The organism is Armatimonadota bacterium (assembly GCA_031459855.1).
GTDB classification, from domain to species: Bacteria; Sysuimicrobiota; Sysuimicrobiia; order Sysuimicrobiales; family Humicultoraceae; genus Fervidifonticultor; species Fervidifonticultor primus.
This window is the reverse complement of sequence record JAVKHP010000001.1, coordinates 88,512-111,866: the sequence shown is the minus strand read 5'-3', so window position 1 is coordinate 111,866 and position 23,355 is coordinate 88,512. Positions and strand designations below refer to the sequence as shown.

At 73.0% G+C, this 23,355-nt stretch carries 23 protein-coding genes, 1 tRNA gene and 1 pseudogene; 22 read left to right on the top strand and 3 right to left on the bottom strand.

Annotation, left to right across the window (positions count from 1 at the left end):
• Nucleotides 1–345: 345 nt before the first annotated feature.
• Nucleotides 346–1,080 (bottom strand): metal-dependent transcriptional regulator, encoded by a 735-nt coding sequence (locus QN157_00475; GenBank protein MDR7554058.1) that lies wholly within the window; start codon nucleotides 1,078–1,080, stop codon nucleotides 346–348.
• On the bottom strand, nucleotides 1,077–1,508 hold the full coding sequence (locus QN157_00470; protein ID MDR7554057.1) for a transcriptional repressor: 432 nt from the start codon (nucleotides 1,506–1,508) through the stop codon (nucleotides 1,077–1,079). The genes QN157_00475 and QN157_00470 overlap by 4 nt, the downstream gene beginning before the upstream one ends.
• A 254-nt stretch (nucleotides 1,509–1,762) precedes the next feature.
• Between QN157_00470 and QN157_00465 the strand changes: the two genes are divergently transcribed.
• The 13 genes and pseudogenes from QN157_00465 (at nucleotide 1,763) to QN157_00405 (ending at nucleotide 13,454) form a co-directional block, all read left to right on the top strand.
• Nucleotides 1,763–2,812, top strand: a complete 1,050-nt coding sequence (locus QN157_00465) for an extracellular solute-binding protein (protein ID MDR7554056.1) — start codon at nucleotides 1,763–1,765, stop codon at nucleotides 2,810–2,812.
• 67 nt (nucleotides 2,813–2,879) lie between these two features.
• Nucleotides 2,880–4,547, top strand: a complete 1,668-nt coding sequence (locus tag QN157_00460) for an iron ABC transporter permease (GenBank protein MDR7554055.1) — start codon at nucleotides 2,880–2,882, stop codon at nucleotides 4,545–4,547.
• 116 nt (nucleotides 4,548–4,663) lie between these two features.
• Nucleotides 4,664–5,764: an ABC transporter ATP-binding protein gene (locus QN157_00455; protein MDR7554054.1), complete on the top strand. Its 1,101-nt coding sequence runs from the start codon at nucleotides 4,664–4,666 to the stop codon at nucleotides 5,762–5,764.
• 3 nt (nucleotides 5,765–5,767) lie between these two features.
• A pseudogene (lipB, locus tag QN157_00450) lies at nucleotides 5,768–6,403 on the top strand (lipoyl(octanoyl) transferase LipB).
• A gap of 158 nt (nucleotides 6,404–6,561) precedes the next feature.
• A complete protein-coding gene (locus QN157_00445) occupies nucleotides 6,562–6,837 on the top strand; it encodes a ubiquitin-like small modifier protein 1 (protein MDR7554053.1) in 276 nt (91 codons plus the stop codon).
• Complete coding sequence (locus QN157_00440; GenBank protein ID MDR7554052.1) at nucleotides 6,834–7,685, top strand: hypothetical protein; 852 nt, start codon at nucleotides 6,834–6,836, stop codon at nucleotides 7,683–7,685. The genes QN157_00445 and QN157_00440 overlap by 4 nt, the downstream gene beginning before the upstream one ends.
• Nucleotides 7,685–8,689, top strand: coding sequence for a cysteine synthase B (gene cysM, locus QN157_00435; GenBank protein ID MDR7554051.1), 1,005 nt, complete (start codon nucleotides 7,685–7,687; stop codon nucleotides 8,687–8,689). The genes QN157_00440 and cysM overlap by 1 nt, the downstream gene beginning before the upstream one ends.
• A 14-nt stretch (nucleotides 8,690–8,703) precedes the next feature.
• Nucleotides 8,704–9,111, top strand: coding sequence for a M67 family metallopeptidase (locus QN157_00430; GenBank protein MDR7554050.1), 408 nt, complete (start codon nucleotides 8,704–8,706; stop codon nucleotides 9,109–9,111).
• Nucleotides 9,108–9,590: an Rrf2 family transcriptional regulator gene (locus QN157_00425; GenBank protein MDR7554049.1), complete on the top strand. Its 483-nt coding sequence runs from the start codon at nucleotides 9,108–9,110 to the stop codon at nucleotides 9,588–9,590. The genes QN157_00430 and QN157_00425 overlap by 4 nt, the downstream gene beginning before the upstream one ends.
• A 126-nt stretch (nucleotides 9,591–9,716) precedes the next feature.
• Nucleotides 9,717–10,403 (top strand): sigma-70 family RNA polymerase sigma factor, encoded by a 687-nt coding sequence (locus QN157_00420; protein ID MDR7554048.1) that lies wholly within the window; start codon nucleotides 9,717–9,719, stop codon nucleotides 10,401–10,403.
• Complete coding sequence (gene rsrA / locus QN157_00415; GenBank protein MDR7554047.1) at nucleotides 10,400–10,645, top strand: mycothiol system anti-sigma-R factor; 246 nt, start codon at nucleotides 10,400–10,402, stop codon at nucleotides 10,643–10,645. Before QN157_00420 ends, rsrA begins: the two co-directional genes overlap by 4 nt.
• Nucleotides 10,646–10,846: 201 nt before the next feature.
• On the top strand, nucleotides 10,847–11,230 hold the full coding sequence (locus QN157_00410) for a RidA family protein (GenBank protein MDR7554046.1): 384 nt from the start codon (nucleotides 10,847–10,849) through the stop codon (nucleotides 11,228–11,230).
• Nucleotides 11,231–11,588: 358 nt separating this feature from the next.
• A complete protein-coding gene (locus QN157_00405) occupies nucleotides 11,589–13,454 on the top strand; it encodes a DUF2207 domain-containing protein (GenBank protein MDR7554045.1) in 1,866 nt (621 codons plus the stop codon).
• A gap of 176 nt (nucleotides 13,455–13,630) precedes the next feature.
• On the opposite strand, the gene QN157_00400 is transcribed toward QN157_00405, so the two are convergent.
• Nucleotides 13,631–14,611 (bottom strand): ornithine cyclodeaminase family protein, encoded by a 981-nt coding sequence (locus QN157_00400; GenBank protein MDR7554044.1) that lies wholly within the window; start codon nucleotides 14,609–14,611, stop codon nucleotides 13,631–13,633.
• 153 nt (nucleotides 14,612–14,764) lie between these two features.
• Here QN157_00400 and QN157_00395 point away from each other — a divergent pair, with 153 nt between their 5' ends.
• The 9 genes from QN157_00395 (at nucleotide 14,765) to QN157_00355 (ending at nucleotide 23,323) form a co-directional block, all read left to right on the top strand.
• Nucleotides 14,765–15,454 carry a hypothetical protein gene (locus tag QN157_00395; GenBank protein MDR7554043.1) on the top strand — a complete coding sequence of 230 codons (690 nt, stop codon included), beginning with the start codon at nucleotides 14,765–14,767 and terminating at the stop codon, nucleotides 15,452–15,454.
• Nucleotides 15,440–15,515, top strand: a tRNA-Gln gene (locus QN157_00390). The genes QN157_00395 and QN157_00390 overlap by 15 nt, the downstream gene beginning before the upstream one ends.
• Nucleotides 15,516–15,686: 171 nt before the next feature.
• Complete coding sequence (locus tag QN157_00385; protein ID MDR7554042.1) at nucleotides 15,687–16,106, top strand: nuclear transport factor 2 family protein; 420 nt, start codon at nucleotides 15,687–15,689, stop codon at nucleotides 16,104–16,106.
• Between the two features lie 276 nt (nucleotides 16,107–16,382).
• Nucleotides 16,383–17,798, top strand: coding sequence for a bifunctional UDP-N-acetylglucosamine diphosphorylase/glucosamine-1-phosphate N-acetyltransferase GlmU (gene glmU / locus QN157_00380; protein ID MDR7554041.1), 1,416 nt, complete (start codon nucleotides 16,383–16,385; stop codon nucleotides 17,796–17,798).
• Complete coding sequence (locus QN157_00375) at nucleotides 17,795–18,781, top strand: ribose-phosphate pyrophosphokinase (protein ID MDR7554040.1); 987 nt, start codon at nucleotides 17,795–17,797, stop codon at nucleotides 18,779–18,781. The genes glmU and QN157_00375 overlap by 4 nt, the downstream gene beginning before the upstream one ends.
• The gene (locus QN157_00370) at nucleotides 18,781–19,860 is read left to right on the top strand and encodes an MraY family glycosyltransferase (protein ID MDR7554039.1); all 1,080 of its coding nucleotides are present in this window, start codon (nucleotides 18,781–18,783) and stop codon (nucleotides 19,858–19,860) included. Before QN157_00375 ends, QN157_00370 begins: the two co-directional genes overlap by 1 nt.
• The gene (wecB, locus tag QN157_00365) at nucleotides 19,860–21,008 is read left to right on the top strand and encodes a UDP-N-acetylglucosamine 2-epimerase (non-hydrolyzing) (GenBank protein ID MDR7554038.1); all 1,149 of its coding nucleotides are present in this window, start codon (nucleotides 19,860–19,862) and stop codon (nucleotides 21,006–21,008) included. Before QN157_00370 ends, wecB begins: the two co-directional genes overlap by 1 nt.
• Before the next feature lie 93 nt (nucleotides 21,009–21,101).
• Nucleotides 21,102–21,428, top strand: coding sequence for a DUF2118 domain-containing protein (locus QN157_00360; GenBank protein ID MDR7554037.1), 327 nt, complete (start codon nucleotides 21,102–21,104; stop codon nucleotides 21,426–21,428).
• Nucleotides 21,429–21,535: 107 nt separating this feature from the next.
• Nucleotides 21,536–23,323: a SpoIVB peptidase S55 domain-containing protein gene (locus tag QN157_00355; protein MDR7554036.1), complete on the top strand. Its 1,788-nt coding sequence runs from the start codon at nucleotides 21,536–21,538 to the stop codon at nucleotides 23,321–23,323.
• Nucleotides 23,324–23,355: the final 32 nt, after the last annotated feature.

Genomic DNA, 23,355 nt, shown 5'->3' with positions numbered 1-23,355 from the left:
GGTATGAACCTCCGACGTGGGCACGCAAGCGGGGGGCGCCCGGGGTAGCATCTGCAGGGACGCGGCGGACCTTCCCGGGACGTCCTGGCGGCAGCGGGGCGCCCGGGACCCCAGGGGACGGCGTCCTGCCCGGCGCCGCGGTCCGCGCCCAGCCGTCCCCTCCCGTCCGTCCCGCATTCACGGGAAGTGCCACAGGGCTCTCACGTGCGTCTCACGCCGCGGGCGGCGGCGCACACCTTTCGATCCCTCACGCAGTCGGCCCCGGTGCCACAGGGCTCTGAGGTGTCTCTCACGCTGGCGGGGAGGCCTGATGGCCGGAGCAGCCCTGGTGGCCCCCGGCGGTGCTCACGTACCGCTTGCGCTGCGTGGGTCCGCGTGGCCGCGTGGCGGCCCCGCCGGTGGCTGATGGCCGACCTCGGGGCGCACCCGCACGCGCTGCGCCAGCGCCCGCCCGAGGGCGCGAATCTGGTGGCGCACCTCCACGGTGATCGGGCCGTCCAGCAACCCGATCTCCCGCACCTGCACGACCACCCCGGGCAGGACGCCGAGCGCGGCGAGGTGGGCGACGATCGTGCGATCTTCCTCCGGAATGCTCGCCACGATCGCCCGGCCCCACACCGGGATCTGGTCCAGGGTGACGAGGTCGCCGTCCTCCTCGGCGGCCTCGCCCGGGATCGGCAGGCCATGGGGGCAGGTGGCCGGATGCCCCAGCACCTCTGCGAGGCGGGCCTCGACCACCGGGCTGATCACGTGCTCGAGCTTGCACGCTTCGGCGTAGACGTCGGGCAGGTCCACCCGCAGCACGTCGGTGAGCAGGCGTTCGGCGAGCCGCAGGCGCCGCACGACCTTGCGGGCCGTGGCGAGCCCGCGCTCGCTGAGCCCGTAGCCGGCGCCCGCCATGGCCTGGACCAGGCCCTGGGCCTCGAGGCGCTTGAGCATCTCGTAGGCCGACGGCGGCGCGACCCCCATGTACTCGGCGACTTTCGACACCGTGACCGGCGGCGCGTTGTGCGCCACGGTGTAGATCGCCTTCAGGTACATCTCGATGCGTTCGGTCCGGGCGATGTCGTGGACGGTCATCGGCGGCACTCCCGGCACACACCGCGGAAGACGACCTGGAAGTCGGTCACCCAGTAGCCCTGCCGCTGGTCGGGCGGCAGGTCGACCGGGCCCAGCGGCACGTGGACGTCGGCGGCCCGCCCGCACCGGACACAGACGAGGTGGTGGTGGGGGCGCGGGTTGGGGTCGTAGCGCGTGCTGCCCGTGCCCAGGTCCAGGGCCTGGATCGCGCCCATGGCCACGAGCTCGTGCAGCACCGCGTACACGGTGCGCAGCGACAGGGTCGGCATCGTCTGGCGGGCCCGCCGGTACAGCCCCTCGGCCGTCGGGTGCTCCCGGTTCCCGTCCAGCAGGCGGCAGATCAGGGCCCGCTGCGGGGTCAGCCGTCTGCGGTGCGCGCGGAAGTAGCCTTCCATGCCGTTGCTGCGCTCGGTCTGGTTCCCTCCCACGCCGGGTGCTCCTCCATCGGGGTGACCGTGTGGTGGGCCGTCATCCTCAGCAGGCTGCCGGTACGCCATCTGGTACCTAACAGCGGTTGTTGTCTTGCGCTGTCGTGGCCCGCCGCGCAGACAGTGCGCGCATCCCGCGTACATCCTCCGCGCACCCGACGCAGGATCGGGCGACAAATGGATTGACGAAACTCAAGAATAAGGCTAGCCTAACCGCCGGTCTGATGCAATGGGGGGCCGGAGGTGGGATGAGGATGGCGGGTGGCAGACGGTGGAAGGTCGCAGGCGTGCTCGTGGCGGTGGTCGTTGTGGCAATGACCGCGAGCGGCCAGGGCGACGCGCAGACGCCGGTCCTCAATCTCTACAACGCGCGACACTACGACACCGACCAGGCGCTCTACGACGACTTCGCGCGCCAGACCGGGGTGCGGGTCAACCTCATCCAGGGCGACGCCGACCAGCTCATCGAGCGCATCAAGGCGGAAGGCCCCGGCAGCCCCGCGGACGTGCTGATCACCGTGGACGCGGGCCGGCTGTACCGTGCGCAGCAGGCCGGCCTGTGTCAGCGCGTGGCCTCGCCGGTGCTGGCGGCGCGCATTCCCGCCAACCTGCGCGACCCTGAGGGCTTCTGGTACGGGTTCACCAAGCGGGTGCGGGTCGTCGCCTACGCGCGGGATCGGGTGTCGCGGGACCAGCTGTCGACCTACGAGGACCTGGCCGAGCCGCGCTGGCGGGGCCGCGTGCTGGTGCGCAGCTCGAGCCACGTGTACAACCAGTCGCTGGTCGGCGCCATGCTCGCATGGCACGGCGCGCCGTTCGTCGCGCGGTGGGCCCGTGGCATCGTCGCGAACTTCGCGCGTCCGCCGCAGGGTGGTGACACCGACCAGCTCCTGGCGCTGGCCGCCGGGGAAGGGGACGTGGCCATCGTCAACCACTACTACTACCTCCGGCTCCTCAACTCGGCCCGGTCCCACGAGCGCGCCGCGGCCGCCAAGGTCGGGCTGTTCTTCCCTAACCAGGGCCCCGAGGAGCGCGGGGTGCACGTCAACCTGAGCGGCGCATGCGTCGTCGCCACCGCGCCGCACCGCGCGGCGGCCGTGGCTTTCCTCGAGTACCTGGCCTCCGACCGGGCGCAGGAGATCTTCGCCAGGGGGAACTTCGAGTTCCCGGCGGTGCGAGGGATCACCAATCCCATGGCGGCCATCGCGCCGGCGTCCCTCAAGGAGGACCCCCTGAACGCCCGTATCTACGCTGCCAACGGCGCCAGGGCGCTGCAGCTCATGGTGGGCGCGGGCTGGCGCTGACCCGGGCGGCAGGCGGCCAGGCGCCCACCGCTGTGGCCATGGCGGCGAAACGCGGGGTGCCAGGGTCGTGACCGCGCGGTCGCTGTCCTGGGCGCTGCCCGCGGCGGGCCTGGCGGTCGCCGGCGGGCTCTCCCTGCCGGTCCTGGTGGTCGCTGCCAGCGTGCTCGTCCCCGCCGAGGGCCCATGGGTCGAGTTCGTCCGCCTGGTGCTCCCGCGCTACGTCGTCACCACGGTGTGGCTGGTGCTCGGGGTCTGCGCCGGCGCGCTGGTGATCGGCGTGGGGACGGCCTGGCTCGTCACGGTCTGCCGGGTGCCGGGGCAGCGCCTGTGGCAGTGGGCGCTGCTGCTGCCGATGGCGGTGCCCGCCTACCTGCTGGCGTACACCTACGCGGACCTGCTGCAGTACGCGGGCCCGGTGCAGAGCGCGCTGCGGGCGTGGTTCGGCTGGAGCCGGGGCGACTACTGGTTCCCGCAGATCCGCTCGCTTGGCGGCGCGATCGTCGTCATGACGCTGGCCTTCTACCCGTACGTGTACATGCTGGCCCGCGCGGCGTTCCTCGAGCAGTCCGGCGCGGCGCTCGAGGCCAGCCGCACGCTTGGCCACTCGCCGTGGAGCACCTTCTGGCGCGTGGCGCTGCCCCTGGCGCGGCCGGGGATCGCCGCAGGCGTCGCCCTGGTCGGCATGGAGGTGCTGGCGGACTTCGGCACGGTCAAGCACTTCGAGCTCGACACGTTCGCGACGGGCATCTACCTCACGTGGTTCACCCTGGGGTCCCCGGTGGGCGCGGCGCGCCTAGCCGCCGGTCTGATGGTGTTCGTGCTGGCCATGATGAGCCTCGAGCGGCTCTCGCGGGGCAGCCGGCGCTTCCACGCCACGGGCAGCGCGCCCCGCCGGCCAGCCGTCTTCCCGCTGCGCGGATGGCGGGCCGCCGCTGCGGTCGCCGCCTGCGTGGTGCCCCCTCTGGGCGGCTTCGCGCTCCCAGCTGCCGCGCTGCTCGTCATGGCCGTGACCGCTGGCGATCCGCTGTTCGGGCCGGCGTTCGTGCGCCTGGCCGCCAACACGCTGCTGCTGGCCGTGCTGGCCGGCGCCCTGGCCGTGGCCATCGCCGCGCTGATCGCCTACGGCTTGCGCCTGACCCCGTCCCCGCTCATGCGCCTGGCCGCGCGGGTGGTGGGCCTGGGCTACAGCGTGCCCGGGGCGGTGATCGCCATCGGCGTCATGATCCCGTTCGGGTACGTCGACCGCGCCCTGGGCGCCTGGCTCCACGCGGCGACGGGCCGTCCGCCGGGCCTGATCGTGAGCGGCACGGTCTTCACGCTGGTGTATGCGTACCTGGTGCGGTTCCTGGCGGTCTCGCTGGGCACGGTGGAGGCCGGGCTGACGCGGATCCGGCCCACGATGGACGACGCCGCGCGCACTCTCGGCCACGGCCCCGGCAGCACGCTGCTGCGCGTCCACGCGCCGCTCATGCGCGGCAGCCTGTTCACCGCCGCGCTCCTGGTGGTGGTCGACCTGCTGAAGGAACTGCCCGCGACGTTGATCCTGCGCCCGTTCAACTTCGACACGCTGGCGGTGCGCGTCTACCAGCTGGCCAGCGACGAGCGGCTGGCGCAGGCGTCCACCGCGGCGCTCGCCATCGTGGCGGTCGGGATCCTGCCGGTGCTGATCCTCGACCGCACCATCGCCCGCGCGCGCGGCCCGCGCGACGGCCCGTCAGCGGCCGCGGGCCGGTGAGGGCTGCCTTGTTGGGGGCCCGGGGCTCTGGTACGCTGTCGATGCGGCTCGCCGCCGGCCGTTCGCCCGGCGGCCCGCAGACGATCGCGATGTCGATGCGCACCGAGCGGGGGGGCGTGCCAGTCATCAGCGTGCGCGGCGTCGTCCGGCGGTTCGATCCCGCGGGCCCGCCGGCGGTCGACCGGCTCTCCCTGGTCGTAGCGCAGGGCGAGATCCTCACGCTGCTGGGACCCTCGGGCAGCGGCAAGACCACGGTGCTGCGGCTCGTCGCCGGGTTCGAGCGGCCGGACGAGGGCGAGGTGTGGATCGCCGGCCGGCCGGTGGCGGGCGACGGCGTGTGGGTGCCGCCGGAAGCGCGCGGCGTGGGCATGGTGTTCCAGGACTACGCCCTGTTCCCGCACCTCACCGTGGAAGAGAACGTGGCGTTCGGCCTGCACTGCGTCCAGCGGGTCCAGCGTCCCCGACGGACCCGCGAGGCGCTCGAGCTCGTGGGGATGACGGCGTTCGCCGGGCGCTACCCCCACGAGCTGTCCGGCGGGCAGCAGCAGCGCGTGGCCCTGGCGCGCGCGCTGGCCCCCCAGCCGTTCGCCGTGCTGCTGGACGAGCCGTTCTCGAACCTGGACGCCGACCTGCGGGCGCAGCTGCGCGACGAGGTGCGCGGCATCCTGAAGCAGACGGGCACCAGCGCCATCTTCGTGACCCACGACCAGCACGAGGCCCTGCTGCTGGGCGACCGCGTCGGGGTGTTGCACGAGGGACGGCTGGAGCAGATCGACACCCCCGAGCGCATCTTCCACGCGCCCCGCAACCGCTTCGTCGCCCGGTTCTTCGGCCGCGCCGACTTCCTGCCCGCGCGGGTGACGCCGCAGGGGCTGCAGACCGAGGTGGGTCTCCTGCCCCAGCGGCCGCCGCTGGGCCATGGGGACGCGGTGGAGGTGCTGGTGCGTCCCGACGACGTGGCCATCGCCCCGGCCGCAGACGGCGCCGGCGTGGTCGTGCGGCGCCTCTTCCAGGGCGGCACGGTGCTGTACTGCGTGGAGCTGCCCTCCGGGCGGCGCGTGCACAGCCTCCAGCCGCACACGGTGCGGCTGGAGCCCGGGGCCCGCGTGGACGTCCGCCTCGAGCCCGGACACACGCTGACCTGCTTCCGCGACGGGCAGGCCGTGGTGGCGTCCGGCGAAACGGCACCCGACGCGTGGGCGGTGGCGGGAGGCTGAGCTGTGGGCGTGCGGGCGCCGGAAGGGTGGCTGCTCACCTTCGATGCAGGCCCTGTGAACTACGCCGAGGCCTGGGCGCTCCAACGCGCGCTGGTCGCGGCGCGGCAGGAGGGGCGGGTGCCGGACCTGCTCCTGTTGCTGGAGCACGCGCCGGTGATCACCATCGGGCGTCGGGGCCGACGGGAGCACGTGCTGCTGCCCCCCGACGAGCTGCGCCGGCGCGGCATCGCCGTGTACGAGGTGGAGCGCGGCGGCGACGTGACCTACCACGGGCCGGGCCAGCTGGTCGGGTACCCGATCGTGCACCTGCGGGCGCTGGGCGAGGACGTCGTGCGCTACGTCCGCCTGCTGGAGGAGACGGTGATCGTCACGGTGGCCCGGTTCGGGATCGCCGCCGGGCGCGAGCGGGGTTTTCCGGGCGTGTGGGTCGATGGGGCGAAGATCTGCGCGATCGGTGTGGCGGTGAAGCGGGCCGTCACGATGCACGGCTTCGCCCTCAACGTGGCGACGCCGCCGGAGGCCTTCGCCACCATCAACCCGTGCGGGCTGGGCCGCCCCGTCACGTCCATGGCGGCGGTGCTGGGGCGGCCGGTCGCGCTGGCCGATGTGCGGCGGGCCTACGCTGCGGCGTTCGCGCAGGTCATGGGGATTCCCCTGCGCGCGGCGTCCCTGCAGACGCTGCCAGACGACGTGCAGCGTCGCGCCGCAGCCGAGCGCATTGCCCTCGCGGCCGTCGCCCCGGTGGCCGCGGGATATCCTGCCGGCCCTACGCCGGCACCTGCGTAGAGGCAGAGACCATGGCGACTGTCCTCATCCCGGCGCCGCTGCGCCGCCTGACCGGCGGACAGACGCGCATCGTGGTGGCCGCCGACTCCGTGGCGGACCTGCTGGACCGGCTCGACGCCCAGCACCCCGGCGTGCGCAACTACGTGCTGGACGAGCACGGCGCCCTGCGCGCCTACGTCAACATCTTCGTGAACGCCACCGAGATCCGCAGCCTGGCCGGGCTGCAGACACCGCTGACCGACGGCGACGAGGTGGCGATCCTGCCCGCCATGGCCGGCGGCGTGTGAGCGAGCGCACCGGCGTCCCGCGGGCCTCCGGGCCGGTCGCGGCGGCCCGCACACGGCTGCCCGACCTCCGCGTCGTCCCCTCGGCAGCGCTGCGCCTGCACGAGGAGTGCGACCCCGAGCGGGTCGCGCGCCTGGCGCGGCGTCTGGCGGCCGACGGGGTGCTGCGCAATCCTCCGGTGGTGGCGCCCCTGGGCGGCGAGACCTACGTCGTCCTCGACGGCGCGAACCGCGTTACGGCGCTGCAGCAGGTGGGCGCCCCCCACCAGGTGGTGCAGGTGGTCGACTACGACGATCCTGCGGTGGTGCTGGACGTCTGGGCCCACCTGCTGCCCGACGACGCCGGCGCGGTCCGCGCCGCCGGCCGGTGGGAGCCCGTGTCCGCCGACGATTTGCAGGCCGGACTGGCAAGCGGGCGTCTTGCCTGCGGGCTGGTGACCCGCGCCGGGGTGTTCGGCATGCCCGGGAGCCCGGACCTCGCCGGACGTATCCGCGCCATGCATGTGGTCGTGGCGACATACAAGGGACGCCAGACGATCTATCGGGTCCAGCCGGCGGCGCTGGAGGCCCTGGCCCGCGAGTACGGCCGGGCCGATGCGCTCGTGGTCTTCCCGCGCCTGTCGAAGGCCGACGTGCGCGCCATCGCGGACCTGCCGGAGAAGCTCCCGACGGGCATCAGCCGGCACGTGATTCCCCTGCGGGCGCTGCGGGTGAACGTGGACCTGGCGCTGCTGCGCGGGCCGGAGGGGACCGCAGACAAGCAGGCACGTCTCGACGAGGCGATCCGCGCCCGCCTCCTGGAGCACCGCGTGCGTCTCTACCCCGAGCCCACCGTGCTCTACGACGAGTGATGGCGTACCGGTTCGTGCCCTCCGCGCCGACGCCGATCGCCGGCGGGATCCTGGACCTGATCGGCAACACGCCGCTGGTCCGCCTGGCGCGGATCGCACCGCTGCCCGCAGGGGTCGAGCTGTACGCCAAGCTCGAGTCGCAGAACCCCGGCGGTTCGGTCAAGGACCGCCCCGTCCTGCGCATCGTGGAGGACGCCGAGCGCCAGGGGCGGTTGCGGCCCGGCCAGGTCATCCTGGACTCCACCAGCGGCAACGCCGGCATCGCCTACGCCATGATCGGGGCCGCCAAGGGCTACCGCGTCACGCTGGTGCTGCCGGGGAACGCCAGCGAGGAGCGCAAGGGGATCCTGCGGGCGTTTGGCGCCGAGCTCGTGCTCTCCGACCCGCTGGAGGGCTCCGACGGCGCCATCCTGGTGGCCCGGCAGATGGCCACTCAGGCGCCGGACCGGTACGTCTACCTCGACCAGTACAGCAACCCCAGCAACTGGCAGGCCCACTACGACACCACCGGTCCCGAGATCGTCCGCCAGACCCACGGGCGCATCACGCACTTCGTCGCCGGCGTGGGCACCAGCGGCACGGTCGTCGGCGTCGGCCGGCGCCTGCGCGAGACGAACCCTGCGGTCGAGATCGTGGCGGTCGAGCCCGACGACGCCTTCCACGGCATCGAGGGCCTGAAGCACCTGCCGTCTGCCCTCGTCCCCGCCATCTACGATCCGTCGGTGCCGCACCGGACCCTGCGCGTGGGCACCGACGACGCCTACGCGCTCACCCGGCGCCTGGCGGCCACGGAGGGGCTGTTCGTGGGGCCCTCGTCGGGCGCCGCGCTGGCGGCGGCGCTGGCGGTCGCCCGGGACCTGCGCGAGGGCGTCGTCGTCGTGGTCTTCCCGGACGCGGGCGACCGGTACCTCTCCACGGCCGTCTGGCGCGCCGCGCGCCTGGCTCCTCCGCCGGGGCCGCGGGGGCCTGCTGGTGGGGCCGGCGCCAGGACGTCCGGTATATAATGAACGGGATGGGCCTGATCCTGGAGCGGGCGCAGGTGGACGCCATGATCGAGCACGCGCGCGCCGAGCACCCCAACGAGTGCTGCGGGCTCCTGGCAGGTGTCGGCGACCGCGTGGTGCGCGTCTACCGGGGCCGCAACGCCGACCAGAGTCCGTACACGTACCGGCTGGACCCCCACGAGCAGCTGCGCCTCTTCCGCGAGATCGACGACGCGGGGCTGGAGCTGCTGGGGATCTACCACTCCCACACCCAGTCGGCCGCCTACCCGTCGCGCACCGACATCGCCAAGGCGTACTACCCCGACGCAGCGTACGTCATCGTCTCGCTCCGCGACCCCGCAGCGCCGGCCGAGGCCGTCGAGGTCCGGGCCTTTCGGATCCGCGACGGCGTGGTCACCGAGGAGGAGCTGGTGATCGCATGAGGGTCTCGACGCGGGCCGAGTACGGGTTGCGGGCCCTGCTGGACCTGGTGGCGCACTACGGCGAGGGGCCGGTGCACAGCCGGCAGATCGCCGAGCGCCAGGGGCTGCCGGAGCCCTACCTCAACCAGCTGATGGCGGCGTTGCGGCGCGCCGGGTTGGTGGAAAGCAAGCGGGGGCCGCACGGCGGGCACGTGCTGTCGCGGCCACCGTCGGCCATCACGCTGCGGGAGGCGTTCGAGGTGCTGGAAGGCACCACGGCGCCGTGGTGGTGCGTCGAGGTGGACGATCCCGACTGCGCGTTCGTCGACGGCTGCGGGTTGCGTCCCGTCTGGCGGGCCGTGCAGGCCGCGGCCGACGGCGTCCTCAACCGGCTCACGCTGGCCGACCTCCGCCCTGCTCCCGTCGCCCTGGCCCAGGCAGGGACGGCGCCGGCGCGGGCCCCGGTGCGCGCCCGCCGCCCCATCGTCCGGAGGCGATAGGGCAGCGGTGGCGGCTGGCTGCGGCGACCGGTGCGGCTCCAGGGGCACCGCCCAGGGCGCAGCGATGCACGGGGGCACCGCGGTGGGAATGCGCCGACTCCCTCGGGCGTTGGGGCAGGGGAAGCCATGGGGCTGTGCACCGTGACCTCGGGGCATCCGTCTCCCACGGTCTCCCAGGAGGACCGCGCCAGGTTCGAGACCCTGGTCAACGAGCACCTCGACAGCCTCTACGGCACTGCGTTGCGCCTGACCCGCAACCGCACCGCGGCCGAGGACCTCGTGCAGGACACCTTCCTCAAGGCCTGGCGGTCGTTCCACACGTTCCAGCCGGGCACCAACGCGCGGGCCTGGCTGTACAAGATCCTCATGAACGCCTACATCGACAGCTACCGGCGGGCGTCGCGGGAACCGGAGCTGGTCGACCAGGAGGACGTGGGCGACTTCTACCTGTACGCCAAGGCGCAGGAGAGCGAGGAGTACCGACGGGCCGGCGATCCCGAGGAGGCGCTGCTGGCCCGCATCATGGACGCCGACGTGAAGGCGGCCCTGGAGCAGGTGCCCGAGCCGTTCCGCATGGCCGTGATCCTGGCCGACCTCGAGGAGTTCTCGTACCGGGAGATCGCGGAGATCCTCGGCATTCCCATCGGGACGGTCATGTCCCGCCTCTACCGCGGCCGACGCCACCTGCAGCGGCTCCTGTGGGACTACGCGAAGCGCGCCGGATACGTCAACGGCGATCGCGCCGCCTCCGAGCGGACGGCGCCGGAGACCGGGCCATCGGGGCCGCCGCCCCGCAGCAAGGGCCACCGATGAGCGAGATCGACTGTCACGAGCTCCTCCGGCAGCTGTGGACATATCTCGACGGCGAGGCCGACGCGCCGCTGTGCGAGGACCTGCAGCGCCACATCGCCCGCTGCCTGCCCTGCCGACAACACGCCGAGTTCGAGCGGCGCCTGCGCGAGATCATCCAGTACAAGTGCCGCGGCGAGCGGGCACCCGAACCGCTGCGCCGGGACCTCGCCCGCCTCCTGGGGATCACGATCCAGACCGGATAACCGCCGGGGCACCTCTGTGGTCCGCGCCCAACGGTGCGGGCTCGCGGTGCCATGCCCCCACCACGGGACGCGGCCGCCACGCTCGAGGGGGTGCCACGGTGGCGCTGACCGTGTCGTCCGCCGTGAAGAGGAATCGCGCCGGGCCGCGCGAACTCCGCCACGAGCGCCGCGCCATGCGTTGTGCGCGCACAGGAGGACCAAATGCCGACCAAGGACGTGATTCGCAGCGACGGCGCGCCCCTGCCCATCGGCCCGTACTCGCAGGCGATCCGGGCAGGCGGCGTCCTCTACCTCTCGGGGCAGATCCCGCTCGACCCGGCCACTGGGCAACTCGCCGGCACCGACATCAAGACCCAGACGCGGCGCGTCCTGGACAACCTGCGGGCGGTGCTGGAGGCGGCGGGCTCGTCGCTGGACCGCGTCGTCAAGACGACGGTCTACCTCAAGGACCTGGCCGACTTCGGCGCGATGAACGAAGAGTACGCGGCGTACTTCCGCGACCTGCCGCCAGCGCGCACCACGGTGCAGGTCGCCAGGCTGCCCCGCGACGCGCTGGTCATGATCGAGTGCATCGCCCTCGGGTAGGCGCCTGACCCTGCGCCCCGGTACGGGCGCAGGACGCCGGGGTATTCCGACGGCGCACCACACGCACTGCTCATTCCCGGGGGCTCCTGCCGGTTGCGGGGCGCTGGGTGGTTCCCGGGCCGGCACGGCGCCCGCCGCACTGGACACGTCCCGTCCCTGACGACCGTGATGCGCTGAGGGATGCGTGTCGCGCGCTGTCGCGGCCCGGCGACGAACTTCACGGCGTCCGTGCAGGTGCCACGGGGATCCGGGCAGCCCACGCGGGTCGTCAACGGGGCGTGGATCCTTGTGGAGTCCATCGAGCAGTAGTGCAGGTGCCACAGGGATCCGGGCAGCCCACGCGCGAGAGGGGGCCACGATGAGACGCGGGGGAAGGCGGGACGCGCTTGCGCTGGCGGCGCTGGCCGCCGTGCTGGGCGGACTCGCGGCCGGTGCCGCGTGGGCCACGTCGTACGACCACCCCTCGGTGGACGTCTCGTTCCGCCTCCTGCCCGACGGGTCCGCCGACGCCCAGGAAGTCCGGGCCTTCCGCTTCGAGGGAACGTTCTCGTGGGCGGAGGTGCGGCGGTCCACGAGGGGCAGGTACGGCACCTACGGGCTCCGCTACGTGGGCGTCTGGGACGCCGACACCGGCGACGCCCTGCCGTTCACCCAGCGGCGGGAGGGGGACGAGGAGGTCCTGCGGTGGACGTACCACGCGCGGGATACCACGAAGCGCTTCCAGATCCGCTACCGCATCACGCACGCGGTGCAGCGCTACGCGGACGTCGCGCAGTTCTACTGGCAGGCGGTGGAAGGCGACCACGCGCCCATCGGGGTGGTCCGCGTCACCGTCTCCCTGCCGCGGCCCAACCCCAACCTGTTCAAGGTGTTCGTCCACAGCCGTACGGAGCCCGGGGACCTGGAGATCGCCCCCGACCTCGCCAGCGCGCGCGTGCAGGTGCGGCGGGTGCCGCAGGACTCCTTCGTGGAAGTGCGGGCCTTGCTGGACCCGGCCCTGTTCCCCGCAGCGCCCCTGCTGCGCAGCGAGACCTACGAGAGCCTGCTGGAAGACGAGCGCCGCCAGGTGGCGGGAGAACTGCGCCAGGGGGCAGGAGCTTTGAGGAGGGCCGCCGACCTCGTCCTGGTGGCGCTGGCCCTGGTGGGGGCCTACGTGTGGACGTACCTGAGATATGGCCGCGAGCCGCCGATCTCCTACGAGGGGATTTACGAGCGCGAGCCGCCGAGAGCGATCCCGCCCGCGGTGGTGTCGGCCATCCTGGCGCAGTCTCGCGCCCGGCCCGAGGACCTCGCGCGGGGCTTCGCCGCCACGTTGCTGGAGGCCGCGCGTCTGGGCTACCTGGAGGTGGAGGAACGCGAGAGCGCGGGGCTCCTGGGCACGGGGCTGTTTCGCGACACGGACCTGGTGTACCGGCTCACGGACAAAGGACGGGCGCTGCTTGCGGCCCGTGCGGTGGACCGTGCGCGGGACGAGCGAGCCCTGGAGCCCTTCGAGGTGGAGATCCTGCAGGTGGTGTTCCGGCGGGCCGGGGCCGAGGACGAGGTTACCAGCGACCAGATCGAGGCCTGGGGCAGGCGGATGGAGGGCCGGAAGAGCACGTTCCTGCGTTTCGTGGAGGCGTGGGGAGCCACCCTGCGGCGGTGGTTCGAGGAGCGCCACTTCCCCCTGGACGACCGGCGGAGCGAGACGGCGCGGAACGTGTTCATGCTGGGGCTCTTCGGCCTCATGGTCGGCGCGTTCTGGGTAGCGCCGGGGAGCCTGGCTGTCGTGCTCCCGGTGGGGTTCCCGCTCCTGGGGCTGGCGGCGAAGAGCCTGTCGCGCCGGACCGCCGACGCCGCCCTCGAGGTCAAACGCTGGGACGCCTTCCGCCGCTTCATGGCCGACTTCTCCGCGATGAAGGACGCGGGTCCCGCGCTGCTGCCGCTCTGGGACACGTACCTGGTGTACGCTACAGCCCTGGGGGTGGCCGAAAGACTGCTGGAGAACCTCAAGCGGGTCGCCGTCGACCTGGGCCACCCTCCGCCGCGGGCGCGGTGGTTCCGCTCGGGCTCGGCAGCCGATGGGCCGCAGGCCGCTGGGGTCGGATCGCTCGACGCCATGGTGCGGTCGTTCCGGAACTTCCAGAACCTGTCCAGGGCCCTGACCACGGCGTCGCGCACGGGTGGCGGGTTCGGCAGGGGCGGGGGAGGCGGAGGGGGCGGGGGGCGCAGCCGGGCGGGGTAGGGCAGCGCCCCGCCTGCATCGCACGCGTCCATCGCACGAGTCCAGCGCACTCCAGGCACGACCAGCACGCCGTCGTGCCATTTGCGACTCCACCACAGCAGCAGCGTGGCCGTGGCGACCGGCCAGGCACGACCAGCAGCCGTCGTGCCGTTTGCGACAGTCAGTCTTCTGCTCGGCTACAGGTCCACCATGGTGCCGACGCCACGGGCCAGGGCCTTCCGGTAGACCAGCGCGGCGGTGGCCACGTCTTCGACCGCCACGCCCACCGACTTGAAGAGCGTGACCTGGTCGGGGTGCGTGCGCCCCGGCTTCGTCCCCTCGATCACCTCGCCGAGCTCGTCCGCGACGTGGTCGCGGGTGATGCGGCCTTCCTGCAGCGGGATCAGGACGTCGCCGCACTCGGTGAAGATGGCCTCGCGCGAGTCCACCACGACCCGCGCCCGCGCCACGGTCTCGCTGTCGAGTTCGCGCGCGGTGGGGGCGTGGGAGCCTACGGCGTTGATGTGGCAGCCCGGGCGGAACCACTCCCAGCGCACGATGGGCTGCACGGCGGTCGTGGCCAGCACGACCAGATCGGCATCCCGCACGGCCGCTTCCGCGGAGTCGACCACGTCGATGGGCACGCCGAAGCGCGGTTCGAGGTCGCGCTGGAACGCCTCGGCCTTCGCCCGGGTCCGCGAGTAGATCCGACAGCGGGTCACCTGCGCCACCTCGCGCATCGCCCACAGGTGGCTTCGCCCCTGCACGCCAGCGCCCAGCACGGCCAGGACCTTGGGCCCGGGCGTAGCCAGGTGGCGCGTGGCGGCCCCCGACGCGGCCGCCGTGCGCACGGCGGTGAGGGTGGCACCGTCCATGATCGCCAGCACCGCGCCCGTGGCGGGATCGTGGACGAGCACCACGGCGAGGATGGTGGGCAGGCCGCGCTCCGGGTTGCGGGCATAGACGGTGACGATCTTGCTGCCCAGCGCATCGGCCCGGCCGAGGTAGGCCGGCATGGAGAGCATCGCGCCGGCGTGGGGGGGCACGGCGGTGGTGGTGCGCACGGGCATCACAGCCTGGCCGGCGGAGAGCTCGGCCAGCGCCTGGGCGCAGGCGTCGATGGCCTCGCGCATGTCCAGCAGGTCACGGACCTGGGCGGCGGAGAGGATCAGGGGCATGGTGGCGCTCCTAAGTGTGGATTGCATGTAGTGTAGCACGCCCGGAGGCGTGGCAAGGCGGTCGCATGCAGACGACGCCAGGCGCGCACCGTGCACACGCGGGAGCAGCAGGCCGATGTTCCGGGTGACGGCGGAGGATCCCGACGGACGTCGATGAGCAAGCCCGTGGAGAAGCAGAAAGCGATCGACCTGCGCAGGGCAGGATGCTCCTACCGCGAGATCCTGCAACAGGTTCCCGTGGCCAAGGCCACACTGTCGGCGTGGTTGCGATCGGTGGGGCTGAGCCGGACGCAGGCGCAGCGGCTGACGGCGAAGAGGCTGGCCGCGGGTCGGCGCGGAGCCGAAAAACTGCGGCAGGCGCGCGTGGCGCGTGTCGCCACCATGCTGCGCGACGCCGAGGCCGAAGCCTGCTGCATGCTCACGGCCGGCGAATGGTTCTGGGTCCTGGGGACCGCCCTCTACTGGGCGGAGGGGTTCAAGCCCAAGCCCTGGCGCCCGGGACGGAAGGTGGGCTTCAGCAACATGGATCCGGACATGATCCGGATCGTACGCGCGTGGCTGCAGCGGTACTGCGGGGTGCAAGAGGACGATCTGGTCTACCTCCTGCAGATCCACCCGACGGCCGATCTCCCCAGGGCCCTGGCGTTCTGGGCCGCCCAGTTGGGCGTGCCGCAAGGCCAAATCCGCGTGTCGTTGAAGCGGCCCAACCCATCGCCCCGCCGGAGGAACACGGGCACGGGCTACTATGGTACTATGCAGATGCGAGTACGGCGGAGCACCGCCCTGAACCACCGCATCGCCGGGTGGACGCGCGGGCTCGTGAGGTGCTGCGGGGTCGTCTAAGTGGAAAGACGCCTGGCTTTGGACCAGGAGATTCCAGGTTCGAGTCCTGGCCCCGCAGCCAGCGTGCGTGGCCGTACACCGGCATGTTCCACGCGCAGTCGTATGAGCCGGTGCAGCCGGAAGTCCGATGACCTCTGAGCCCTCCCGCCCCCCGCGCTCTACCTCCCGTCCCACCGGCGCCGGCACGCCCCCGGGCGGGCCCGCGGCGCCGACGTCGCCGGCAGCCACCCCCGTGGCGTCTGCCGGCGACGCGTTGATCCGCCGTCAGGTCGACGCCCTCAACCGCCACGATCTCGACGCCCTGATGGCGACGTATGCCGAGGCGGCAGTGCTCGAGTACCCGGCCAGCCCGCCGGTCCACGGGAAGGCCGCCATCCGCCGGGCCTACGAGCAGTTCTTCGCCGACTGGGACGAGACGGTCACCCTCGGCCACGTGGTGGCCGCAGGGGCCGTGGTCGCCGCAGAGGGCGTGGTGGCCGGGCGCCACCGGACGATCCACCTGAAGATCCCGGGTCGCGTCCCGGTGACCCCGCCCCGCACCTACCGGCACGGCTTCGCTGCCTTCTGGGAGATCCAGGACGGGCTGGTGGTGCGCCACCGCGTCTACTACGACGCCCGCGAGCTGGTCAAGCAGCTGCTGGGGCCGCGGTGACCTGAGCCCCAGCTGACGGGCGGGGCTGGAGGGCGCGCCGCGCCTGTTAGCCCGCGCTCGCCGGTCCACCCGCGCCGCTGCTGAGGGGCGGGGCTGGGGGCGCGCCAGGCCGAGTCGCGCGCTGCCCGTGCCGCGGTGAGCCGCGCAGGGTGTCGGCGCCTCGACGGCGGGCGCGGGTGCCGGTGCCCGGCGCCGCAACCGGAGGAATCCCCCGTGTCGCCAAGAATCCCCAAGGGGAACTGTCGGGTCGAGATGCACGCAGCGTCGGGGCCGTCGATGTCACAGGTCGAAGCCATCGTGCTCGCTGCGGGCAAGGGCAAGCGGATGCGCTCGGCCCTGCCCAAGGTGTTGCACCGGCTGTGCGGGCGTCCCATGATCGCCTACGTGCTCGAGACGCTGGCGCAGGTCGGCGTGCCGTCGCCCATCGTGGTGGTCGGCCACGGCGCCGACCAGGTGCGGGCAGCGCTGGGCGACGGCGTGCGCTACGTGCATCAGGAGGAGCCGCTGGGCACCGGGCATGCCGTCCAGCGCGCGCTGCCCTTGCTCGAAGGGTTTGCCGGCACCGTGCTGGTGCTCTACGGCGACGTGCCGCTGCTGCGGCCCGAGACGCTGGAAACGCTGCTCGCCCACCACCGCCAGCAGGGCGCGGCGGTCACGATCCTGACCGACGTCCGTGACGACCCCACGGGGTACGGCCGGGTGCTCCGCGACGCGCGCGGCAACGTGCTGCGCATCGTCGAGGAGACCGACGCCGCGCCCCACGAGCGCGAGGTCCGCGAGGTCAACGCCGGCACCTACGCCTTCGAGGCGGCGGCGCTGCGTGAGGCGCTGCGGGCCCTGCAGCCGGCCAACGCCCAGGGCGAGTACTACCTCACCGACGCCGTGGACCTGCTACTGCGCGTCGGCCGGACGGTGGCTGCGGTGGTGGCGGCCTCCAGCCGCGAGACGCTGGGCATCAACAGCCGGCGGGACCTGGCCGAGGCCGAAGCTGCGCTGCGCGCGCAGCTGCTCGAGGGGCTCATGGAGGCGGGCGTCACGGTGATCGACCCGGCGACGACCTACGTGCACGCCGGCGTGCGGGTGGGACGCGACACCGTCATCTACCCGGGCTCGAGCCTGGAAGGGGCTACGGTGGTGGGCGAGGGCTGCCACATCGGGCCCTACGCCCGGCTGGTGGACGCGGAGCTCGGCGACCGGGTCACGGTCGTGGCCTCGACCATCGTGCAGAGCCACGTGGGCGACGACAGCCGCGTGGGGCCCTACAGCCACCTGCGGCCGGGGGTGCGCCTGGGACGCGGCGTCGAGGTAGGCAACTTCGCCGAGATGAAGAACAGCACCGTGGGCGACGGCACCAAGGTCCACCACATGAGCTACCTGGGCGACGCGCTTGTCGGGGCGCGGGTCAACATCGGCGCCGGCACCATCACCTGCAACTTCGACGGCCGCGCCAAGCACGTGACGGTCATCGAGGACGGCGCGTTCATCGGCAGCGACACGATGCTGGTAGCGCCGGTGCGGATCGGGCGTGAGGCGGTCACCGGGGCCGGCGCGGTGGTGCGGCGGGACGTGCCGCCCCGGGGCGTTGCCGTGGGGGTCCCGGCCCGCGTGATCCGCCGCCGGTCCGACGCCGACGTGGCGGCGGCCCGCCCTGAGCCCGCCGATGCTGATGCGGCGTCGGTGGAGCCCCGGTGAGGGACGTGCGGCTCAAGGTCTTCAGCGGGTCGGCGAACCCGGCGCTGGCCGAGGAAGTCGCCGAGCTGTTGGACCTCCCGCTGGGCGAGATGGAGGTATTCCGCTTCGCCGACGGCGAGGTGAGCGTGCGCATCGGCGAGAGCGTGCGCGGCGAGGACGTGTTCGTGATCCAGCCCACGTCGCCGCCGGTCAACGAGCACCTGCTGGAGTTGCTGGTGATCCTGGACGCGCTGCGCCGGGCATCGGCCGCCCGCGTGACCGCGGTGATCCCCTACTTCGGCTACGCGCGCCAGGATCGCAAGACGAAGCCCCGGGAGCCCATCACGGCCAAGCTGGTGGCGAACCTGCTGGTGGCGGCCGGCGCCCAGCGCATCCTGGCCGTGGACCTCCACGCCGGCCAGCTGTGGGGCTTCTTCGACATTCCCCTGGACCACCTGCCCTCGCGCCTGCTGCTGGCCCAGTACGTCCGCGCCAAGGGGCTGCGCAACGTGGTGGTGGTCTCGCCCGACATCGGCGGGGTGGCCCGGGCGCGCGAGTTCGCCGCGGAGCTGGGGGCCCCGATCGCCATCATCGACAAGCGGCGGGACCGCCCCAACCAGGTCAAGGAGGTGACCCACGTCATCGGCAAGGTCTACCGGCGCACGGCGATCCTGGTCGATGACATCGTGGACACCGCGGGGACGCTGACCATGGCGGCCCAGGCGCTGGTGGCGCGGGGCGTGGAGAGCGTCTACGCGTGCTGCGCCCACGCGCTCCTGTCGGGACCGGCGGCGCAGCGCATCGCCCAGAGCCCGATCCAGGAGCTGGTGGTGACCAACACGGTGCCGGTCTCGGCGACCAAACGGCTGGACCGCATCCGTGTCGTCTCCATCGCCCCGATCCTGGCCGAGGCGATCCGCCGGATCCACGAGGACCGCTCGGTCAGCGAGCTGTTCAGTCCCTTCGCCGCGCCCGCGCAGCCCGTCCCCCTGCGCATGGTCTGATGGCCGTCCCCCTCCTCCTGGCCCTGGTGGCCCTGACGGTCACCAACGCCCTGACGCCCGGGGTCCGCCGCCTGGCGCGGCGGGTGGGCGCCATCGACTACCCTGGGGGCCGCCGCATCAACGTCCGGCCCACACCGCGGCTGGGCGGGGTGGCGATCTACCTGGGCTTCGTGGCCGCCGCGCTGCTGGCCATGGTGCTGACGCGGCCGATCGAGCTGGTCCAGGGCGAGGGGGGCATGTTCCTGCGGATTCCCATCGTCCTGCGCACCGATCGGGCCCTGCTGGGCATCATGCTGGGAGGCACGTTCCTGCTGGCCGTCGGCATCTACGACGACCTGCGGGGTCTGCACCCGGCCCTGAAGTTCGCGGCCATGGTCGCGGCCGCCGCGGTGCTGATCCCCTTTGGGCTCGCCACGCAGTTCGTGACGCACCCGCTGACCGGCCGGACCGTGGCGATCGGGGCCTGGGGCGCGGTGTTCACCGTGGTGTGGGTCGTGGCCGTGGTGAACGTGATCAACTTCATCGACGGCGTCGACGGGCTCGCCGCCGGCATCGTGGCCATCGCCGGCACGACGCTGTTGCTGGTGGCGGCCCACAAGCGGGACGTTGTGGCCACGTCGCTGGCCGCCGGGCTGGTGGGCGCGGCCCTGGGGTTCCTGCGCCACAACTTCAACCCGGCCCGGATCTTCATGGGCGACTCGGGCTCGATGTTCCTGGGCTACGTGCTGGGGAGCCTGGCGGTGATGGGCCTGTACAAGTCGTACACGGCCATCTCGCTGCTGGTCCCGATCCTGGCCCTGGGCGTGCCCATCGCCGACGCGGCGTTCGCCATCGTGCGGCGTGCCCGCAGCGGGCGGCCGATCTACCTGCCGGACCGCGGCCACCTGCACCATCGGCTGCTCGACCGCGGCCTGACGCAGCGGCAGACCGTGGTGCTCCTCTACCTGGTCAGCGCGGCGCTGGGCCTCGGCGCGCTGGCGCTGGCCGACATCAACCGCACCACCGCGATAGTCACCCTGGGCGTCATCACCGTCGTCCTCGTCGTCGGCATCCGGCAGATGCGGCTGCTGGCGCGGTGATGGGCGCACGCCTGCCCATCATGACCATCTTCGGCACCCGCCCCGAGGCGGTGAAGCTCGCGCCCGTCATCGCGCGGCTGCGCGCCAGCGACGACTTCGTCCCCCAGGTGGTCGTCACCGCCCAGCACCGCGAGATGCTCGACCAGGTGCTCCGCCTCTTTGGCATCGTCCCCGACCGGGACCTGGACATCATGCGGCCGGAGCAGTCGCTGTTCGACATCACCGCCCGGGCCGTCGCCGGGCTGGATCCCGTGCTCCGCGAGCTGCGCCCGGCCATGGTGCTGGTGCAGGGCGACGCGTCCTCGACGTTCCTGGGGGCGCTGGCCGCGTTCTACCACCGCGTGCCCATCGGCCACGTGGAGGCCGGCCTGCGCACCCACGACAAGTACCAGCCCTTCCCCGAGGAGATGAATCGCCGGCTGACGACGGTGCTGGCGGACCTGCACTTTGCGCCGACCCCGCAGGCCCGGGAGAACCTGCTGCGTGAAGGCGTCCCGCCCGACCGGATCGTGGTCACCGGGAACACGGTGATCGACGCGCTGCTGGAGGTGCGCGGCCGCCCCGACCTGCCGTGGCCGCCCGGGCTGCCGGCGCTGGACGGGTACCGGATGCTGCTGGTCACGACGCACCGGCGGGAGAACTGGGGGGAGCCGCTCCGGCAGATCTACCTGGCCCTGCTCGACCTGCTGGAACGCTTCCCCGACGTCGCGGTGGTCTTCTCGGTGCACCGCAACCCCGCGGTCCGCCGCGTCGTTGCGGAGGTCCTGGCCGGGCATCCCCGCGCGCACCTCATCGAGCCGCCCGACTACGCCCCGTTCGTCCGGCTCATGGCGGACGCGTACCTGATCCTCACGGACTCCGGTGGCGTGCAGGAGGAGGCGCCGGCGCTCGGCACGCCGGTGTTGGTGCTGCGCGAGGTCACCGAGCGCCCCGAGGGCATCGCCGCCGGGACCGTGGAGCTCGTGGGCACCGCGCGGGCGCGGATCGTGGAGCGCGCCAGCCGGCTGCTGGCCGACCCGGCGGCGCACGCCGCGATGGCCCGGGCGCGCAACCCCTACGGCGACGGGCAGGCCGCCCGCCGCATCGTCGACGCCCTGCGCTTCTGGTTCGGACGGGCACCGGCGCGGCCGGACGAGTTCGTCCCGTGAACCACGAAGCCCGCACCCCCGTATGCTATAATCGAACACGCGTTGCGCGCTGCGGCGGCCCGCGTGACGTGGGCCGCCGCGCACAGGAGGCGCATGACGACGTCGCCGAGGTCGTGGCTCGCGCTCGCGATCATCGTGGTCGTGCTCGGCACCCTGGTCGTGCCGGGCACCGCGGTCGGTGCTGCCCCCCGGCTGGTGGACGTCCGGGCGACGCTGCGCGGTGAGGTGCTCGCCGAGGGGCTGGCCCAGGTCGGCGACCAGGTGAGCGAGGGCGATCCTCTGGTATACGTGCGCACGCAGATCGGCCGGGCGGTGGCGGCCCGCGCGCCCGTGGACGGCCGGGTGGTGGAAGTGCTGGTCCGCCCTGGGATGGAGATCCGGGAACTCGGCGCCGTCGTCGCGCGGCTGGAGCCCCGGTAGGCAGTGCCCCGTCGGCCGCGCATCCCACCGGTGGTCGGCCGGCCGTTTGTTCCGTTGCAAGGATCTGCAGGGCAGCATCGGGCTCCGTGGGTGAGAGGGGGCGAGGTGTGAACGTGCGTCCCGGCATCGTGGTGCTGGTCGTGCTGCTGACGCTTCCCGGCGCGCCGGTGGCACACGCCGCCCCGACGCTGCCGCCTATCCTGCCCATCGAGCAGGTGCGGCCCGGCATGCGCGGGGTGGGCAAGACCGTCATCGCCGGCCAGCGCATCGACGAGTTCCAGTTCGAGGTCCTCGACATCCTCCGGGGCGCTGGCGGGCCCATCACGTCCGACCGCATGATCCTCTTTCGCATGAGCGGCCCGCTGGTCCAGCGCACGGGCGGGAGCGCGGCGGGCATGAGCGGCAGTCCCCTGTACATCAACGGCCGGCTGGTCGGTGCGCTGTCCGCCTCGTTCATCTGGCAGACCCCGCGCCGCGACATTGCGCTGGCCACGCCCATCGCCGACATGCTGGCGCTCCTCGAGCGCCCGGCCCGGCGTCCCCGCGGCGCCGCGCTGTACCGCGCCTCGCGGCCGTTTACGGTCGACGGCCGGCGCTACGACCGCGTGCTCGTGGCGCCGGCGAGGGAAGCCGTGCGGCTGGTGGGCCGGCAGCCCGGCCTGGCCGTGGCCGCGCCGGCAGTGGCCGCCTACGCGCTGGGCCTGAGCCCCCGCGCTGCCCGGTTGCTGGCGGACGTCGTCCGGCCCCAGGGACTGGAGATCCTCCAGGGCTACGCGGGCAAGGGGACGTTCGCCGCGCAGCCCGTGGTGGCGGGCAGCACCGTCGGCGTGGAGGAAGTGCGGGGCGACGTCGAGTTCGGGGGGATCTGCACGGTCACCGTGCGGGTGGGCGACCGCATCGTCGCCTGCGGCCACCCCTGGGCGAACCAGGGCGACGTCGAGTACGTCCTGACGGCCGCCGAGGTCATCGCCGTGGTCAACACGCTGGAGCGGCCGTTCAAGGTGGGCAACCTGGGCGAGGTGATCGGCGTCGTCGAGCAGGACCGCGGCACCGGCATCGCCGCCACCCTGGGCGTGTTGCCGCGCCTGTTCAACCTGCGGGTGGTGGTGACCGACGTCGACAGCGGGGCCCGTGTGCAGCTTGGCGCGCAGATGGTGCGCCGGCGCGACATGGCGCGGGCGCTGGCGCCCCTGGTGGCGCTGTCGGCGGTGGAGCGGGCCCGCAACCAGGCGGCCGGTGAGGGGACCGCCACGGTCCGGCTGACCCTGCGCGCGCGGGGCCTGGACCGGCCCATCGTCCGCGAGAACATGTTCTACAGCACGCGGGACATCGCCACGGCGTCGGTGCTCGACGTGCTGGATGCCATGGAGCTCGCCTTCTACAACGACCTGCGCCGGCTCGAACCCTACGACCTGACCGTCGAGATCTCGCTGACCCGGCGGCGGCAGTCCGCCTCGATCGTGGACGTCGCAGCCGCCTCGCGCGAGGTGAGCCCGGGGGGGACGCTGCGCGTGCGCGTGCGCCTGCAACCCTACCTGGCCGAGCGGCCGGTCACGCGCGTGATCGAGGTGCCCGTCCCCAACGACTTCCCCCGGGGCCCCGCAGTGGTCGTCGTGCGGTCCGCGGGCGTGGACGAGCCAGGGGTGCCGGTGGAGGCCCGGCTGTCGGGCGCGTTGCAGGCCGAGCCGGTCCCCTGGGGCGTGAGCTCCCTGGACGAGGCGCTGCGGCTGTTCGCGGAGTTCGGCCGCAACACCGACATCCTGGTGCGGATCCTGCCGTTCGGGCTGCCTGCCACGCAGCTGGAGTTCACCAAGTTCGACGTCCCGGCGGCCCGCTTCGATCGGACGGAGTGGGTCATCCAGGGGTCGGAGTCGATTCCGATCCTTGTGCGGTAGGGCTGGCTGCGCCCCAGCCATGGCGCAGGGTA